This is a genomic window from Acinetobacter sp. Li1LvA2 (assembly GCF_056156705.1).
Genome location: NZ_JBSICF010000008.1, coordinates 53,000 through 69,457 on the forward strand (window position 1 = coordinate 53,000; position 16,458 = coordinate 69,457).

Consider the following 16,458-nt stretch of genomic DNA (forward strand, 5'->3'; position numbering starts at 1 on the left):
ATATGAAGATCTTAGTAACAGGTTCAAATGGCTTTATAGCAAAGAACTTGATTCAATTTTTATCAGAAAAACCTGAGATTGAGATTTTAAAAGCTCATCGTGAAACAACAGATCAAGAGTATGAACAATCAGTTTTAGCTGCTGATTGGATTGTACATTTGGCTGGTGTGAATCGCCCTTTAAATGAAGAAGAATTTGCTGTAGGCAATACCTCTTTAACGGAAAAGATCACTCAAATTTTGCAGCAAGCAAATAAGAAAACGCCTGTTATTTTATCGTCTTCTATTCAAGTTGAACGTGATAATCCTTATGGTAAAAGTAAGTTAGGTGGTGAGCAGGCACTTGTAGCGCTTAATCAAGCACAAGGTAATCCAGTTTATATTTGCCGTTTAGCCAACGTTTTTGGTAAGTGGTCACGCCCTAACTATAATTCAGCTGTTGCGACTTTTTGCCATAACGTTGCAAATGACTTGCCGCTACAAATTCACGATGAAAATGCTGTGATTCGTCTTGTTTATGTCGATGATGTAGTTGAGACATTCTGGAATATTATCAATGGAGAACAGGTTGAACAATTTTTTCAAGTTGAACCTGAATATCAAATTACAGTAGGCGACTTAGCTAAAGTTTTAAATGGCTTTAAAGCATCTCGAGATACGCTTATTACAGATCGGGTGGGAACTGGGCTAACTCGTGCACTTTATTCAACTTATTTAAGTTTCTTAAAGCCTGAGCAATTCGATTATAGTGTTCCAAAATATGGTGATGCTCGCGGCGTATTCGTTGAAATGCTGAAAACCCCAGATGCAGGACAGTTTTCTTACTTTACTGCTCATCCAGGAATTACCCGTGGTGGTCATTATCACCATACAAAAACTGAAAAGTTTCTTGTTATTAAGGGTAAGGCACTATTTAAGTTTAAGCATGTCGTGACAGGCGAATTTTATGAGCTTGAAACACAAGGCGATGAACCACGAATTGTAGAAACCGTACCGGGTTGGACACATGATATTACTAACATCGGTGAGGATGAGATGGTAGTAATGCTATGGGCAAATGAAATTTTTGATCGTGATAAGCCAGATACTTATGCGATGCCAATAACAAATTAAGAGTAGAGATTTGTGAAAAAGTTAAAATTAATGACAGTCGTGGGAACACGTCCAGAAATTATCCGTTTGTCTCGCGTAATGGCTGCGTGTGATGAATATTTTGATCATGTTATTGTTCATACAGGTCAAAACTATGACTATGAGTTGAATGAAATTTTCTTTACTGATTTGGGTATTCGTAAACCTGATCATTTCTTAAATGCAGCTGGTGCGACAGGTGCAGAAACGATTGGTAATGTAATTATTGCAGTTGATAAGATTTTAGATGAGGTAAAGCCTGAAGCTTTACTCGTTTTAGGTGATACTAACAGCTGTATGGCTGTATTACCTGCAAAACGCCGCAAGATTCCAACTTTCCACATGGAAGCTGGAAACCGTTGTTTTGATATGCGAGTTCCTGAAGAAATTAACCGCCGAATTGTTGATCATACTGCTGATATTAATTTAACTTACAGTACGATTGCTCGCGATTATTTATTAGCGGAAGGTTTGCCAGCTGATTTAGTAATCAAATCGGGTAGTCCAATGTTTGAGGTGCTCCATCATTACAAAGCAAAAATTGAAGCTTCTGACGTACTTGAACGCTTAAATTTAAAAGAGTATGAATATTTTATTGTGAGTGCTCACCGTGAAGAAAATATTAACTCAGATCAAAACTTCTTAGATTTGGTAGAGATGTTAAATGCAGTTGCAGAGAAATATAAATATCCAGTAATTGTATCGACACATCCACGTACGCGTAAGCGTATTGAAGAGTTAAATGTTGAATTTCATCCTTTAATTCAATTATTAAAACCACTTGGTTTTAGTGACTACAACAAGTTACAGCTTTCAGCAAAAGCTGCGTTGTCTGATAGCGGAACAATTAACGAAGAATCATCAATTTTAAACTTTCCGGCACTTAACTTACGTCAAGCACATGAACGTCCAGAAGGAATGGAAGAAGCTGCTGTAATGATGGTAGGTTTAAAAGCGGAACGTATTTTACAAGGTTTGGCAATTTTAGAAGGACAATCTAGAGGTGAGGAACGCCTTTTACGTCTAGTTGAAGACTACAGTATGCCGAACGTAAGTGAAAAAGTGGTTCGTATTATTATGAGCTACACAGATTATGTAAATAGAGTAATCTGGAAACAATTTTAAGGTTATAAACTGTGAAAAAAGTGTTGGTTGTTTCAGAGTTTATTGATCCTGATCAAAATTCTACAGGATACTTTTGGTATAAGATTATACAGAAACTTGCTCAATCCGATGGGGTTGAGCAGTTATCTGTTATAGCGCCTTATTCAGGAGATCGTGAGGAAATACAGAAAAAGTTCTGTAGCAATATTGGCTTCTTATTATTTTTACATGCTTCTTATGATAAAAATAATTTACTTAAGCGATTGCTGGGTCAATTACAGCAAACTTTTGGTTTTTTTAAGATTTTGTTAAAAAACTTAGCTAAGGACAAGGTTGTTGTTTCTGGAACAAACCCACTTTTTCTCCTAGTTTTATTAGCTTTTTTAAGGGTATTCATTCCATTTAAATGGTATTTGCTCGTTCATGATGTTTTTCCTGAGAATTTAGTTCCCGCAGGAATTTTAAAGAAAAATTCTGTTTTATTTAAAATAATGAATTTTATTTTTAATCGTATCTATTCTAGAGCCGATCATCTGATCGTGATTGGCCGTGATATGAAAAACTTAATGAGACAAAAAACGGGTAGCGATAATATTACAGTGATTCCGAACTGGGTAGATTTCACTGAAATAGATGTTAGACAGAAACAACAGTCTTCAATTATTAGCTCACTGGGGTGGAACGAAAATATAGTTTTTCAATTTTTTGGAAACATGGGGCGTGTCCAAGGCATCTCTAATTTATTAGCCGCAATAAATTTAAGTAAACATCCAGCTGCTAAATTCTTATTTATTGGTGGTGGAAATGATGCTCGGTTGGTAAAAGAGGTTGCTGAAGGCGAGAATAATAAAAATAAAGTTGCTTATATTGGAGAGTTAGCTGCCCAACAGCGAAGTTTAGGTTTGAGCTCATGTGATATTGCTATCGTGACTTTAGCAGAAGGCATGCTTGGCCTCGGTGTTCCTAGTAAGGCCTATTTTACTATGGCTGCTGATAGACCAATTTTAGCTATTATGGAAGAAGATGCAGAAGTGGCTAATATGGTTAAAGAACATAATATTGGTTGGGTATGCCAGCCAAATGATCCAATTAGTTTGGCATCTTTAATTGATGAAATTTGCGAAAATAAGCTAAATACATTGTCTAAATCACCACGTCAAATTTTACAAGATCATTATCATCAGGATAAGTTACTGCAAAATTTTGCTGACATTGTGGAATCGTAATATGAAAAATATTTTAGTTACAGGTTCATCTGGTTTTGTCGGTAAATCTTTAATCCGTTCACTCAATCTGAGTAATAAATACCAAAAGATATATGCTTTAAATAGACGACATTTGCATACATTACCTGACATGGTTGAGCAGTTAGTAGCGATTTCTGAAGAAAATGTTTTTTCAACGCCTATTCCTACTGACATTGATGTGATCATACATTTAGCAGGAAGAGCACACATACTAAATGATAATGTGCAAAATCCTTTAGAACAATTTAGAGCCGTAAATGTCGATGGTACATTGCAACTCGCTCGACAGGCATTAGAAAATCAGGTTAAACGGTTTATTTTCATTAGTTCAATTGGTGTGAATGGAGCTGTAACAGATAAAAAAGCTTTTGATGAATTAGATCCACCGCAACCTCATGCCGATTATGCAATTTCTAAGCTGGAAGCGGAGCAAGCATTAAAAGAATTATTTGAGAATACAAATACTGAGCTTGTCATAATTAGGCCGCCATTAGTATATGCTGCTGATGCTCCTGGCAACTTTGCTCGATTACTTAAACTTGCTTCAACGAATCTACCTTTACCTTTTGCTTTCCTCAATAATAGGCGCTCTTTTGTTGCTTTAGAAAATCTAGTTTCATTTATCGAAGCTTGTATTGAGCATCCTCAAGCAAAAAATGAATTATTTTTAATTTCAGATAATGAGGTTCTATCTACCCAACAACTTGTGATTTCACTAAGAAAAGGTATGGGGCGAAAGGCGAACTTAATTTATATCCCTCAATTTCTTATGAAGATAGGGGCTAGTTGTATCGGTAAAAGTAAGTTGTATGAGCAATTATTCTTATCTTTAGAAGTTGATGCTTCAAAAGCGCATAATTTATTAAATTGGACCCCTCCAATTAATGGGTACGATGCTTTAGAAAAAACCGGGAAAATATATCTTGAGAGAAGTGAGTAACTTATGCTGATAATTTGGGTAATATTAGCTACTTTTTTAATTTCATTCTTGCTTACAGGCTACATGCGCCATTACGCATTGAAGAAAAATATTATTGATAATCCAAATGAAAGAAGTTCGCATACAGTCCCAACACCGCGTGGTGGGGGTGTATCTATTGTTATCACTTTCTTATTAGTTTTAGTGGGTTTGATGATTAGCCATCAACTACAATTAACTACGGGTTTAATTTTAGTTGCGGCTGGATTGGGTGTGGCGGTTCTAGGGTTTCTTGATGATCATGGTCATATCAATTCGATGCTTCGTTTAGCTATTCACTTTCTTATTGCAATAGGCGTGGTTTCGTTCCTAGGCGGTTTTTCTGACGTTACTCTATTTAATGGCAGCTTACATTTAGGGTGGTTTGCAAATATTATTGCGATACTTTTCCTTGTATGGCTACTCAATTTATATAATTTCATGGATGGGATTAATGGAATTGCTAGTGTTGAAGCAATTACTACTTTATTAAGCTTAGCTTTTATTTATTTATTATTGGATACGCAGTTATCTAGTGAATTATTATTTATTTTCGCGGCAAGCGTATTTGGCTTTGTTTTATGGAATTTTCCTAAAGCTCGTATTTTTATGGGAGATGCTGGCAGTGGGTTCCTTGGATTAATTTTAGGTATTTTGGCTTTAATTTCCTTAAAAACAGATCCGGCTTTATTTTGTGCATGGATCATATGTCTAGGCGTATTTATTGTAGATGCCACTTTTACATTAATCCGTCGTGTGATTAATGGGCATAAAATGTATGATGCGCACAGATCTCATGCTTATCAATACGCTTCACGTAAATATAATAGCCATACTACAGTGACGATTGGTGTGTTGTTAATTAATATATTCTGGCTTCTGCCAATAGCCTATCTCGCATCGCAAAAAGTATTGATGCCAGAGTTATTATTGTTTATAGCTTACCTCCCTCTAATTTTAATTGCTGTATTCTTTGGTGCCGGAAAAACTGAAAATGCTTAAAAAGAATGTCTTATTAATTTTAGGTGCAGGTGGGCATGGTAAATCTGTTGCAGAGGCTGCTCTCTTATCGGGCAAATGGAAAAAAATAGTATTTGCAGATGATAGTTGGCCTCAAAGAACAGATATAGCGGGTTTTCCAATTGTTACGAATATAGATAAAATTCAAGATATACTATCCGATATTTCTGCAGCAATTCCTGCTGTAGGAAATAATCAGCTCAGACAAAAATGGTTCCAACTATTAGAAAAGTTATCAGTACCTATTGCTACAGTTGTTCATCCATCAGCCATTGTAAGTTCTAACGTGGTAATAGGTGATGGAGTAACCATTATGGCTGGTTGTGTAGTGGGATTTGATGTGAGAATAGGTGATGGAGCAATTATAAATATGGCTTCATCAATTGATCATGATACTCATATTGGTGAATTTGCACATCTTAGTGTAGGTGTTAAAGTCGTCGGAGATAAGAAGATAGACTCCTTATCATTTTTACCTGCTGGTAGTGTGATTTCTCACTTGATGTGATGATATTTCTTGTTTAGAGAACAAAAGATGTAAACGTGTATAACTTTATAATCCCGACGGTTGATAAGACTTTATAGGGAGTAAAGTGCTACAGATTTAGTAATAATGGTTTGATATACATTATGTAACGAATGCGTAAAACTTGTTTCTAGTTATACAAGAAATGAGTATAAATATCGCACGGTTACTAGAACGATTAGAAGAGTATTGTGAAAAAGATTATCTATCAATTCGCATCAGCACCAAGACTTGCGAAACAATGTTTTTTGGTTCTTATAGACCTTTTTGCTGTTCCTGTTATTTTGTGGTTTTGTTATGCCCTTCGTTTATTCGACCTCGGTGCAGAAGTTATTCCAGGTATCAATTACGGCGTAGCAATTGTCACAATTGTTGCTATTTTAAGCCTAATGATAACTGGAGTTTATCGATTTATTGTCCGAACTTTTAATGAAGCTTTTATTGCTCAGTTAGCCATTGCTGTTGCATTGATGGTAATAGTTCTATATGGCATGAATATTTTTTCTCCAGCATTTATTCCTACTTCAATCCCTTTAATGTTTGGTTTTTTGATGTTCAGCTGGGTTTGGTGTGGTCGTGCATTTATTCGTTTTATTGTGAAAGCTACATTGCAAACGAGTGAAGAGCGTAAACGTGTAGTAATTTATGGGGCAGGTGATGCGGGGCAGCAAATTGCAGCAGTCCTTTATCGTTCAGGTGATCATTTACCTGTTTTCTTTATTGATGATAATCCATCTTTACAAGATCATATGGTTGGCGGTTTAAAAGTACTATCTTTAGAGAAAGCTTTACAACGTTTTGAAAAGTTTAGAATAGATGAAATTTTACTGGCATTACCCTCAGCGGGCCGCGTACGTAAGAGTGAAATTATCCAGCAACTAGACTCAGCCCGCCTTAAAATTACTGAACTTCCTGGCCTTACTCAACTTGTTGATGGTGAGCTTAAAGTCGCAGATATTCGTGAAGTAGACATTATTGACTTGCTGGGACGTGATCCTGTACCCCCTGTAGAGCATTTACTAGCAAAAAATATTCGAAATAAGGTCGTCATGGTAACCGGAGCGGGCGGTTCTATTGGTTCAGAATTATGCCGTCAAATTGTTAAGAATCAGCCAAAAATGCTGATCATTTATGAAATTACAGAATTTGCTCTTTATAGTATAGAAAAAGAATTACGCTTAACAGCACAATGTGAAATCGTACCTATTTTAGGTACAGTTCAAGATCAACAAAAATTAGAGCGTATTATTGAGCAATACAGTGTACAAACTGTTTATCATGCTGCTGCCTATAAGCATGTACCTTTAGTAGAATGTAATCCAATTGCAGGATTAAAAAACAATGCTATTGGGACAGCGAATAGTTTAAATGCAGCTGTGAAAAAGGGGGTTGAGACGTTCGTTCTCATCTCGACTGATAAAGCAGTACGTCCAACTAATGTCATGGGTGCTTCAAAACGTATGGCAGAGCTTTACTGTCAAGCCATGGCTGAAGCTCAAAAACAAACTCAAATTAGTATTGTACGTTTTGGTAATGTATTAGGATCTTCTGGCTCAGTAGTGCCTTTATTTAAACAACAAATTGCCAAAGGTGGTCCGATTACTGTGACTCATCCAGATGTAACACGCTACTTCATGACCATTCCTGAAGCATCTCAGTTAGTTATTCAAGCTGGTGCTCTAGGTAGAGGTGGTGATGTGTTTTTACTTGATATGGGTGAACCTGTTCGTATTCAGGATTTAGCTCGACAAATGATTTCTTTAAGTGGTTTAACTGTTCGTGAACAAGACTCAATTCAAGGCGATATCGAAATTCACTATAGTGGATTACGCCCAGGAGAAAAACTTTACGAAGAATTATTAATTGATCAAGAAAATACTGAATATACCGAGCACAGTAGAATTCTTCGATCATTTGAAAAGTTCTATCCACTCACTGAAATTCAAGAAGTTTTTGATCGAGTTAATAATATGACTGCTATTCAAAAAGATATTGATTGGGCTCTTTGTCAACTCGAACACTATGTTGATGGTTATAAACGTAGTAAAGATATTATGGTTAATTAGAGAGTGAATGTGTGATTAAAAAGGCAGTTTTACCGGTAGCTGGATTAGGTACACGTTTTTTACCAGCAAGTAAGTCAATTCCCAAAGAAATGGTTACAGTGGTTGATCGTCCTGCAATTGAATATGTAGTGCGTGAAGCTGTAGAGGCTGGAATTGAGCAAATTATTTTGGTAACCCATTCATCTAAGGCATCAATTGAAAATTATTTTGATCGAAACTTTGAACTAGAAACGACTCTAGAGCAAAAGAAAAAGTTCGATTTACTTGAAGAAATTACGCAGATTATTCCATCTCATGTAAGTGTGGTAAGTGTAAGACAACCCCAACCTTTGGGTTTAGGGCATGCTGTTTTATGTGCAAAAAGTATTGTTGGGCAAGATGACTTTGCTGTGTTGTTGCCAGATGTCTTGGTGCAAGATAATTCAGGACAGAATGATCTATCACGTATGATTTCACGCTATGAGTCAAGTCAAGCTGCTCAAATCATGGTTGAAGCAGTACCAGACCATCTTGTAGATCAGTATGGAATTGTTGATGTAAAGCAGAGCCCGAATGAGGGTGAAAGTATTGCTATGCAGGGAATTATCGAAAAACCTGCTATAGGTTCTGCACCTTCTAATTTATCTGTCGTAGGACGTTATATTTTACCTGCTAAGATTATGCAGCTTTTAGAAAATACTCCGAAAGGCGCGGGCAATGAAATTCAGTTAACTGATGCAATTGCGATGCTTCAAGAAACAGATACCGTTGAAGCCTATCGGATGCAAGGCCAAACTTTTGACTGTGGAAGTAAGCTCGGTTATTTGAAAGCTGTACTACACTATGGTGTTGCACACCCTAAGTTAGGATTAGAATTTAAACAGCTGATTCAAGAACTTAAATTATAAAGTTTTGTAGTTCTGCTTAAGTATTTGTAAAAACTGCTGAATATAGCAGCTGGGCAGTATATTCTCTTCCTGTAAAGGGAAGAGAATTCTATAAAATACGAAAAAATCAGGTGTGCAATGAAAATCGCAGTATTTGGAACAACGTTACATGCCGGTGTGATGGCAGCGTTATTAGCTGAATATGGTAATCAAATTTACTGGTGTACCAGTGTCACTTGTGAAGAAAATATTTCTGTACTCTCGTATCAAGATCAAGATGTAAATAATTATTTAAATAAGCAGCGAAAAGCGGGTTTTTTAAAAGAGAGCCCTTTTTCAGAGATTCCTTTAGATATTGAAGTTTATTTATTTTGCTTTAGTCCAACACAAATTGAACTTGCATTAAAAACAGTTGAGAAGTTGAGCGAACGACCTATTGTTCATCCGCGATTAATGATTAATGGCTCTACTTTTGGTTTGCATGGTACAGAGAAATTAAAACAGCATTTACCAAAAGATGAGTGGGTTTATTTTCCTGATGTGATTCAGGAAGGTAATGCTATCAACAGTGTATTGAATGTAAAACATGTCATTGTTGGTGTGGAATCTAGAGACGCAAGTGAAACTATGCAGGAGTTATTGCGTCCTTTTTTTCAATTTAGTTATCAATATTTATTTATGCCGATTTTAGATGCTGAGTTCACCAAACTTAGTATTTCAGGCATGTTGGCTACCCGCATTAGTTATATGAATGACTTGGCTATGGTGGCTGAAAAGTTAGGTATTGATATTGCGAATGTAAAGCATGGTATCGCTGCTGACACACGTATTGGTGCTGCCTATTTATCGCCAGGTGTAGGATTTGGCGGTGAGAACTTTTCGCATGATATTTTAACACTTTCAAGTACTGTGTCTGAAACTGGAACAAAAAGCCGCCTTTTGGAACAGGTATGGGCGATTAATGAGCAGCAGAAAGAAATTTTATTTCGTAAGTTATGGAATTATTATCACTGTAGTCTAAATGGCAAAACAGTTGCGATTTGGGGTGCTTCCTTTAAAGAGAATACTTCGAATATACATAATTCACCGATTCATATTTTATTAGCCGCATTATGGGCACAGGGTGTAATAGTACGTCTGCATGATCCTCAAGCTTTAGATGAAATAGCTGCAACTTATGGACATCGTGAAGATTTAATTTTATGTACGGACCAATATGAGGCGGTGCGAGATGCTCATGCGCTATGTTTAGTCACGGCATGGAAGCAATATTGGAGTCCTGACTTTAAGCAACTACAACAGTTAATGAAGCATCCTTTAATTTTAGATGGACGTAATATTTATGATCCTGCGTATGTAAAGGCGAAAGGTTTTGCTTATGAAGGAGTAGGTCGCTTATGAGTAAATCAATTGAGCAATTTCCAAAGGAATTAGCCTCACCTTTAACTCATCTTCAAACTCTAGGTGAAAAAAACTCAAAATTACATATAAAAGAGTTATTTGCTTTAGAGCCAGATCGTTTTCAAAATTATTCTGTAAAATTTGATCAATTATTTTTTGATTATAGTAAGCACCGCTTAACCAAAGATATTTTGGGACAATTAGTAGCTCTTGCAAATACTAAAAATTTAACCGAATGGATTCATCGCCTTTTTTCAAAGAATAAAATTAATTGTACTGAGCAACGTGAAGCAATGCACTGGGCATTGCGTTTACCAGCTGATTATTCAAAATTTCCAGATTTAACAGAACAAGTTCATAGCCAGTTACAACGCATGTATACCTTAGTGGAAAAAATCCATGCAGGGCAATATCGGGGTTCAACTGGTGAGGTGATTCAAGACGTTGTTAATATTGGGGTGGGTGGTTCTGATTTAGGACCACAAATGGTCACGCATGCTTTATCTGATTTTAAGGTAAAAACAGCTAAGCCTTTAAATATTCACTTTGTGTCGACTATGGATGGTAGTCAGTTATCTGAGTTGCTCCATCAACTTCGTCCTGAAACAACTTTGTTTATTATTTCATCTAAGTCTTTTGGTACGATTGATACTTTATCAAATGCACAAACAGTTCGTCAGTGGCTTGAAAAGGCCTTAGGAACACATGCTCGTGTATTAAAAAGTCACTTTATTGGTGTATCTACAAAATCTGAAAAAATGTCTGAATGGGGAATCTCGCCTGAAAACCAGTTACTACTGTGGGACTGGGTAGGTGGGCGTTATTCTCTATGGTCTTGTATCGGTTTACCTATTGCTTTGACGATTGGTGTGGAAGGCTTCCAGCAACTTTTAGCAGGGGCTCATGCAGTCGATGAACATTTTCAAAATACGAGTTTTGATCAAAACATTCCGGTTTTGATGGCATTGTTAGGAATCTGGAATAATAACTTTTTAAATATTCAGACCCATGCTGTATTACCCTATGATGGGCGATTAAAGTATTTTGCAGCTTATCTGCAACAGTTAGAAATGGAATCTAATGGGAAGTCGGTACAGCGCAATGGCTTAAAAGTTGAGCTTGATACTTGCCCTATTATATGGGGGGAGGTTGGACCAAATGCCCAGCATGCCTTCTATCAATTGTTACATCAAGGTTCTCAAGCAGTAAGCTGTGATTTTATTGCGCCAATTCAACGTTATAACGCAGATCATTTTACCTATGTTGAAAATGCTGAAGCTCTGGTTGAACAACATCATCTGGCACTTTCAAATTGTTTGGCGCAATCAAGATTATTAGCTTTTGGTAATGAAGCTCTAGACCCAGCTGAATTAGAGAATTTACCAATTTATAAGCAATATGAAGGTAATCAACCAAGTTCTACATTATTATTGAAAGAATTAAACCCCTATAGTTTAGGGATGTTGATTGCTTTATACGAGCATAAAGTCTTTGTGCAGTCTGTGATCTGGAATATTAATCCATTTGATCAGTGGGGAGTTGAGAAAGGTAAGCAGATTGCTGATCAACTACTTCCGATTTTAAACGGTGTTCAAAATGACCTTTCAACACTTGATGCTTCAACGCGTGGATTAATTAAAATATTGTTAGGAAAAGTAGATGGCTAAAATTCTAGTCACTGGTGGCGCAGGTTATATAGGTTCACATACATGTGTTGAGCTTTTACAGGCTGGTCATGAAGTTATCGTTTTTGATAATCTTTCGAATAGTTCAGAAGAATCTTTAAATAGAGTTCAAGATATCGCCCAAAAAAGTTTAACTTTTGTGCAGGGTGATATCCGTAATGCGGATGAACTTGATCGTGTTTTCGAAAATCATTCAATTGACGCTGTTATTCATTTCGCAGGTTTAAAAGCAGTAGGTGAAAGCCAAGAAAAACCGCTGATTTATTTTGATAATAATATTGCGGGTAGTATTCAACTGGTTAATTCAATGGAAAAAGCGGGTGTTTACACACTTGTATTTAGCTCTTCTGCAACAGTATATGATGAAGGCAATATATCGCCATTAAATGAAGACATGCCAACAGGTATACCGAGTAATAACTATGGTTACACTAAGTTGATTGTTGAGCAATTATTACAAAAGTTGTCGGTATCTAATCCAGAGTGGTCAATCGCATTACTTCGTTATTTTAATCCAGTAGGTGCACATAAGAGTGGCCGTATTGGTGAAGATCCACAAGGTATTCCAAATAATTTAATGCCATATGTGACTCAAGTTGCTGTTGGCCGTCGTGAGAAATTATCTATTTATGGTAATGACTATGACACGGTAGATGGCACTGGTGTGCGTGACTATATTCATGTGGTTGACTTAGCGAATGCACATTTGTGTGCTTTGAATAACCGTTTACAGACGAAAGGTTGTCGAGCATGGAATATTGGTACAGGTAATGGTTCATCTGTTTTGCAAGTTAAAGACACCTTTGAACAAGTTAATGGCATACCTGTAGCATTTGAGTTTGTAGCACGTCGAGCTGGTGATGTTGCGACTTCTTTTGCAGACAATAGCCGTGCGGTTGCTGAGTTAGGTTGGCAGCCTCAATATGGCTTAGAAGATATGCTCAAGGATAGTTGGAACTGGCAGAAGCAGAATCCTAATGGATATAATTAAATACTAATAAAAAAGGAGCTTATTGCTCCTTTTTTTATTTTTAATTAGTTCTGAATCAACCCAGTCAATTCATCTACATAATGTTGCATTGGCTGGGCTTGGCGATCTGCACGGCTTTCAATGTTGAGACGTAATAACGGTTCAGTATTTGAAGCACGGACATTAAAACGCCATGCACCAAAGTCTAGACTTACACCATCAGTACGGTCAATTTGTGGATTTTGATCGGCATAGAAATCAAAAATCTTTTGAATAGTGATTTGTGTGTCAGCCACTTTAAAATTGATTTCACCGCTACAAGGAAACTTGGTAATCATATTTTCAACCAGTGTTGAAAGTGATTGTCTTGTTTCAGAGAGTAGGGCAACGGTGAGTAACCATGGAATCATGCCGCTGTCGCAGTAAGCAAAGTCACGGAAATAGTGATGTGCACTCATTTCGCCGCCATATACGGCATTGTGTTCGCGCATGACATCTTTAATAAATGCATGACCAGATTTTGACTGGACAGCAATACCTTTATATTCATCCACGATATCAAATGTGTTCCAGACTAAACGTGGGTCATGAACAATTTTCTCGCCTGACTGTTTAATCAAGAAAGCTTGAGCCAATAAACCAACAATATAGTAACCTTCAATGAACTGTCCCTTTTCGTCAAATAAGAAACAGCGGTCAAAGTCGCCGTCCCATGCAATTCCCATATCTGCTTTATGCTCAATTACAGCATTTCGAGTACTGTCACGGTTTTCAATTAAAATTGGGTTAGGAATTCCGTTTGGGAAAGTACCATCTGCTTCATGGTGAATTTTAATAAATTCAATTGGTACGTTAAGCACTTTAAATTTTTCTTCAATCGCATCAATCACATGGCCAGCTGCACCATTACCCGCGTTTACCACTAACTTAAGTGGGCGGATTTTTGCAGGTTCAATGTAGGTAATTAAGTGATCAACGAACTCGGGCAAAATGTTATAGGTTTGAGTTGTACCTTTTTGGCTAACTTCTTCAAAGTTATTGGTTTCTGCTAAAGCCTGAATCTCTTTTAAACCGGTATCTGCACTAATTGGACGAGCATTTTCTCGAACTAATTTCATGCCGTTATAGTCCATTGGATTATGGCTAGCAGTAACTTCGATACCACCTTGTACATCTAAGTGGAAAGCAGCGAAGTAAACTTCTTCAGTACCCGTCATGCCCAAATCAAGAACATTCACGCCCGCATCATTTAAACCACGGATGGTCGCTTGTTTTAAAGATTCACTGCTTAGACGAATATCACAACCGACTACTACAGTCTTTGGTTTATAGATTTGTCCGTAAGCGCGGCCAATTTTATAGGCAATTTCTTCATTCAATTCGGTGCCGAGTTTGCCTCGGATATCATAGGCTTTAAAACACGTTAAAGTAGTCATTATTCAGTTCAATACAAATGATTTGAGTTTTAAGCATTATTATACATTTCTTAATAAATGGTTATGTTTATAGTTTTTATATTCAATTTTTACACTTCATTTCTGTAGCTCAGATTTAAATTTATAAGAATACTTTTTACGACTTTAGTCTAATAAATAAAACTGGAAGTTCGAAATAGCTTGATTTTATTCAGTACTATTGGTCTTACCAATTATTATGGTTATTTAATGATTGATCTTATAAATAACTGTGTTTATGATGCAATCTGCGGTTTAAGAAATAACATTTGCACTTAAATTTTAATTGGTCATACCAATTGTGTTAAATGTTTAAGAATTTAAGGTACAAAAATTCGCCCCGGCATTTCAAGGAGATGACAATGCTCAATATGTGGCAACAACTTTATGACCCTTTAAATAATATTTGGCTGTCCAGCGCGGTTGCATTAATCCCGATTATTTTCTTCTTTTTAGCATTGGCTGTTTTTCGTTTAAAAGGCAGTATCGCGGGTACAGGCACAGTCATTATTGCATTATTGATTGCTCTCTTTTTCTATCAAATGCCGGGTCAAATGGCCTTTGCGTCAATCATTTACGGTTTCTTCTACGGTCTATGGCCAATTTCATGGATCATTATTGGGGCAGTTTTTTTATACAAAATTTCGGTAAAAACAGGCCAGTTTGAGATTATTCGCTCAAGTATTTTGTCGATTACCGAAGACCAACGTCTGCAAATGTTATTGGTTGGTTTTGCCTTTGGTACTTTCTTAGAAGGAGCAGCAGGCTTTGGTGCTCCAGTGGCAATTACCGCTGCACTCCTTGTTGGTTTAGGCTTTAAGCCACTTTACGCAGCGGGTCTGTGCCTGATTGTAAATACGGCGCCAGTGGCATTCGGTGCAATGGGTATTCCAATTATTGTAGCAGGGCAGGTTTCTGGTGTAGATACCATGGAAATCAGCCAGATGGTTGGGCGTCAGTTGCCATTTTTAACGCTGATTGTACTGTTCTGGATTATGGCGATTATGGACGGCTGGCGTGGTGTTAAAGAAACTTGGCCTGCTGTATTGGTTGGTGGTGGTTCTTTTGCGATTGCCCAATATCTTACATCTAACTTTATTGGTCCTGAATTACCAGACATTACCGCTGCAATTGCGTCATTGGTGAGCTTGACTGTGTTGTTCCGTTTCTGGAAACCAAAACATATTTTCCGTTTTGAGCCTGAAGCTGGGCAAACTTTGACTCAGCAACCAACAACGATTCAGCGTTATAGCATTGGAAAAATTGCTAAGGCATGGTCTCCATTTGCGATCTTAACTGTCATGGTTACAATCTGGAGTGTTAAGCCATTTAAAGCACTATTTGCAAAAGACGGTGCACTGGAACATTTAATTTTTAAAATTGAAGTTCCGTATTTACATAAATTGGTCGAAAAAATGCCACCGATTGTGTCAGAGATAAAACCATACGAAGCGATTTATAAGTTCGATTGGTTCTCTGCAACGGGGACAGCAATTTTTATTGCTGCAATCATCACCGCTATTTTCTTGAAAATGAAAGCGAGTGAGGCAGTAACGACTTTTGGTGAAACAGTAAATGAGTTAAAAACACCGATTTACTCAATTGGTATGGTGTTGGCGTTTGCTTTTATTGCGAACTATTCAGGGTTATCTGCAACTTTGGCTTTGGCTCTATCACATACGGGTCATGCGTTTACTTTCTTCTCGCCATTTTTGGGTTGGCTTGGTGTGTTCCTTACAGGTTCAGACACCTCTTCAAATGCTTTGTTTTCGGCACTACAGGCGACCACAGCTCAGCAAATTGGTATTCCAGAAGTATTACTTGTAGCAGCGAATACCAGTGGTGGTGTGACAGGTAAGATGATTTCTCCACAGTCGATTGCGATTGCTTGTGCAGCAGTAGGCTTAGTTGGAAAAGAATCTGACTTGTTCCGTTTCACGGTAAAACATAGCATCATATTCACTGTCTTTGTTGGCATCATTATTACGGTTCAGGCTTATCTGGTTCCGTGGATGATTCCATAACTCCAGT

At 37.1% G+C, this 16,458-nt stretch carries 13 protein-coding genes; 12 read left to right on the forward strand and 1 reads right to left on the reverse strand.

The window, feature by feature from the left end; all coding sequences use genetic code 11:
• The first annotated feature begins 2 nt into the window (after positions 1-2).
• The 11 genes from wbjC (at position 3) to galE (ending at position 12,994) form a co-directional block, all read left to right on the forward strand.
• Positions 3-1,112: a UDP-2-acetamido-2,6-beta-L-arabino-hexul-4-ose reductase gene (gene wbjC, locus ACS604_RS15355; RefSeq protein WP_474772155.1), complete on the forward strand. Its 1,110-nt coding sequence runs from the start codon at positions 3-5 to the stop codon at positions 1,110-1,112.
• 12 nt (positions 1,113-1,124) lie between these two features.
• Positions 1,125-2,255, forward strand: a complete 1,131-nt coding sequence (gene wecB, locus ACS604_RS15360) for a non-hydrolyzing UDP-N-acetylglucosamine 2-epimerase (RefSeq protein WP_474772156.1) — start codon at positions 1,125-1,127, stop codon at positions 2,253-2,255.
• 11 nt (positions 2,256-2,266) lie between these two features.
• The gene (locus ACS604_RS15365; protein ID WP_474772158.1) at positions 2,267-3,460 is read left to right on the forward strand and encodes a glycosyltransferase family 4 protein; all 1,194 of its coding nucleotides are present in this window, start codon (positions 2,267-2,269) and stop codon (positions 3,458-3,460) included.
• A gap of 1 nt (position 3,461) precedes the next feature.
• Entirely contained in the window at positions 3,462-4,421 is a 960-nt protein-coding gene (locus ACS604_RS15370; protein ID WP_474772159.1) for an NAD-dependent epimerase/dehydratase family protein, read from the forward strand.
• Between the two features lie 3 nt (positions 4,422-4,424).
• The gene (locus ACS604_RS15375; protein WP_474772160.1) at positions 4,425-5,441 is read left to right on the forward strand and encodes an MraY family glycosyltransferase; all 1,017 of its coding nucleotides are present in this window, start codon (positions 4,425-4,427) and stop codon (positions 5,439-5,441) included.
• The gene (locus ACS604_RS15380) at positions 5,434-5,967 is read left to right on the forward strand and encodes a PglD-related sugar-binding protein (protein ID WP_474772162.1); all 534 of its coding nucleotides are present in this window, start codon (positions 5,434-5,436) and stop codon (positions 5,965-5,967) included. Before ACS604_RS15375 ends, ACS604_RS15380 begins: the two co-directional genes overlap by 8 nt.
• Before the next feature lie 209 nt (positions 5,968-6,176).
• On the forward strand, positions 6,177-8,051 hold the full coding sequence (locus tag ACS604_RS15385) for a polysaccharide biosynthesis protein (protein ID WP_474772163.1): 1,875 nt from the start codon (positions 6,177-6,179) through the stop codon (positions 8,049-8,051).
• A gap of 11 nt (positions 8,052-8,062) precedes the next feature.
• On the forward strand, positions 8,063-8,938 hold the full coding sequence (gene galU, locus ACS604_RS15390) for a UTP--glucose-1-phosphate uridylyltransferase GalU (RefSeq protein WP_151964444.1): 876 nt from the start codon (positions 8,063-8,065) through the stop codon (positions 8,936-8,938).
• A 117-nt stretch (positions 8,939-9,055) separates the two neighbouring features.
• Complete coding sequence (locus ACS604_RS15395; RefSeq protein WP_004795442.1) at positions 9,056-10,318, forward strand: nucleotide sugar dehydrogenase; 1,263 nt, start codon at positions 9,056-9,058, stop codon at positions 10,316-10,318.
• On the forward strand, positions 10,315-11,985 hold the full coding sequence (gene pgi / locus ACS604_RS15400; protein WP_474772164.1) for a glucose-6-phosphate isomerase: 1,671 nt from the start codon (positions 10,315-10,317) through the stop codon (positions 11,983-11,985). Before ACS604_RS15395 ends, pgi begins: the two co-directional genes overlap by 4 nt.
• Positions 11,978-12,994 (forward strand): UDP-glucose 4-epimerase GalE, encoded by a 1,017-nt coding sequence (gene galE / locus ACS604_RS15405; RefSeq protein ID WP_474772165.1) that lies wholly within the window; start codon positions 11,978-11,980, stop codon positions 12,992-12,994. The genes pgi and galE overlap by 8 nt, the downstream gene beginning before the upstream one ends.
• A 44-nt stretch (positions 12,995-13,038) precedes the next feature.
• Here galE and ACS604_RS15410 read toward each other — a convergent pair whose 3' ends face one another.
• Positions 13,039-14,409: a phosphohexomutase domain-containing protein gene (locus ACS604_RS15410; RefSeq protein ID WP_474772167.1), complete on the reverse strand. Its 1,371-nt coding sequence runs from the start codon at positions 14,407-14,409 to the stop codon at positions 13,039-13,041.
• 374 nt (positions 14,410-14,783) lie between these two features.
• Between ACS604_RS15410 and lldP the strand changes: the two genes are divergently transcribed.
• On the forward strand, positions 14,784-16,451 hold the full coding sequence (gene lldP / locus ACS604_RS15415; protein WP_474772169.1) for an L-lactate permease: 1,668 nt from the start codon (positions 14,784-14,786) through the stop codon (positions 16,449-16,451).
• Positions 16,452-16,458: the final 7 nt, after the last annotated feature.

Bases quoted from the DNA above. Each gene is read 5' to 3' on its own strand.
- wbjC (WP_474772155.1), top strand. From the start codon at position 3: ATGAAGATCTTAGTAACAGGTTCAAATGGCTTTATAGCAAAGAACTTG.
- ACS604_RS15375 (WP_474772160.1), top strand. From the start codon at position 4,425: ATGCTGATAATTTGGGTAATATTAGCTACTTTTTTAATTTCATTCTTG.
- ACS604_RS15395 (WP_004795442.1), top strand. From the start codon at position 9,056: ATGAAAATCGCAGTATTTGGAACAACGTTACATGCCGGTGTGATGGCA.
- ACS604_RS15410 (WP_474772167.1), bottom strand. From the start codon at position 14,409: ATGACTACTTTAACGTGTTTTAAAGCCTATGATATCCGAGGCAAACTC.
- pgi (WP_474772164.1), top strand. From the start codon at position 10,315: ATGAGTAAATCAATTGAGCAATTTCCAAAGGAATTAGCCTCACCTTTA.
- galE (WP_474772165.1), top strand. From the start codon at position 11,978: ATGGCTAAAATTCTAGTCACTGGTGGCGCAGGTTATATAGGTTCACAT.
- lldP (WP_474772169.1), top strand. From the start codon at position 14,784: ATGACAATGCTCAATATGTGGCAACAACTTTATGACCCTTTAAATAAT.
- ACS604_RS15380 (WP_474772162.1), top strand. From the start codon at position 5,434: ATGCTTAAAAAGAATGTCTTATTAATTTTAGGTGCAGGTGGGCATGGT.
- ACS604_RS15370 (WP_474772159.1), top strand. From the start codon at position 3,462: ATGAAAAATATTTTAGTTACAGGTTCATCTGGTTTTGTCGGTAAATCT.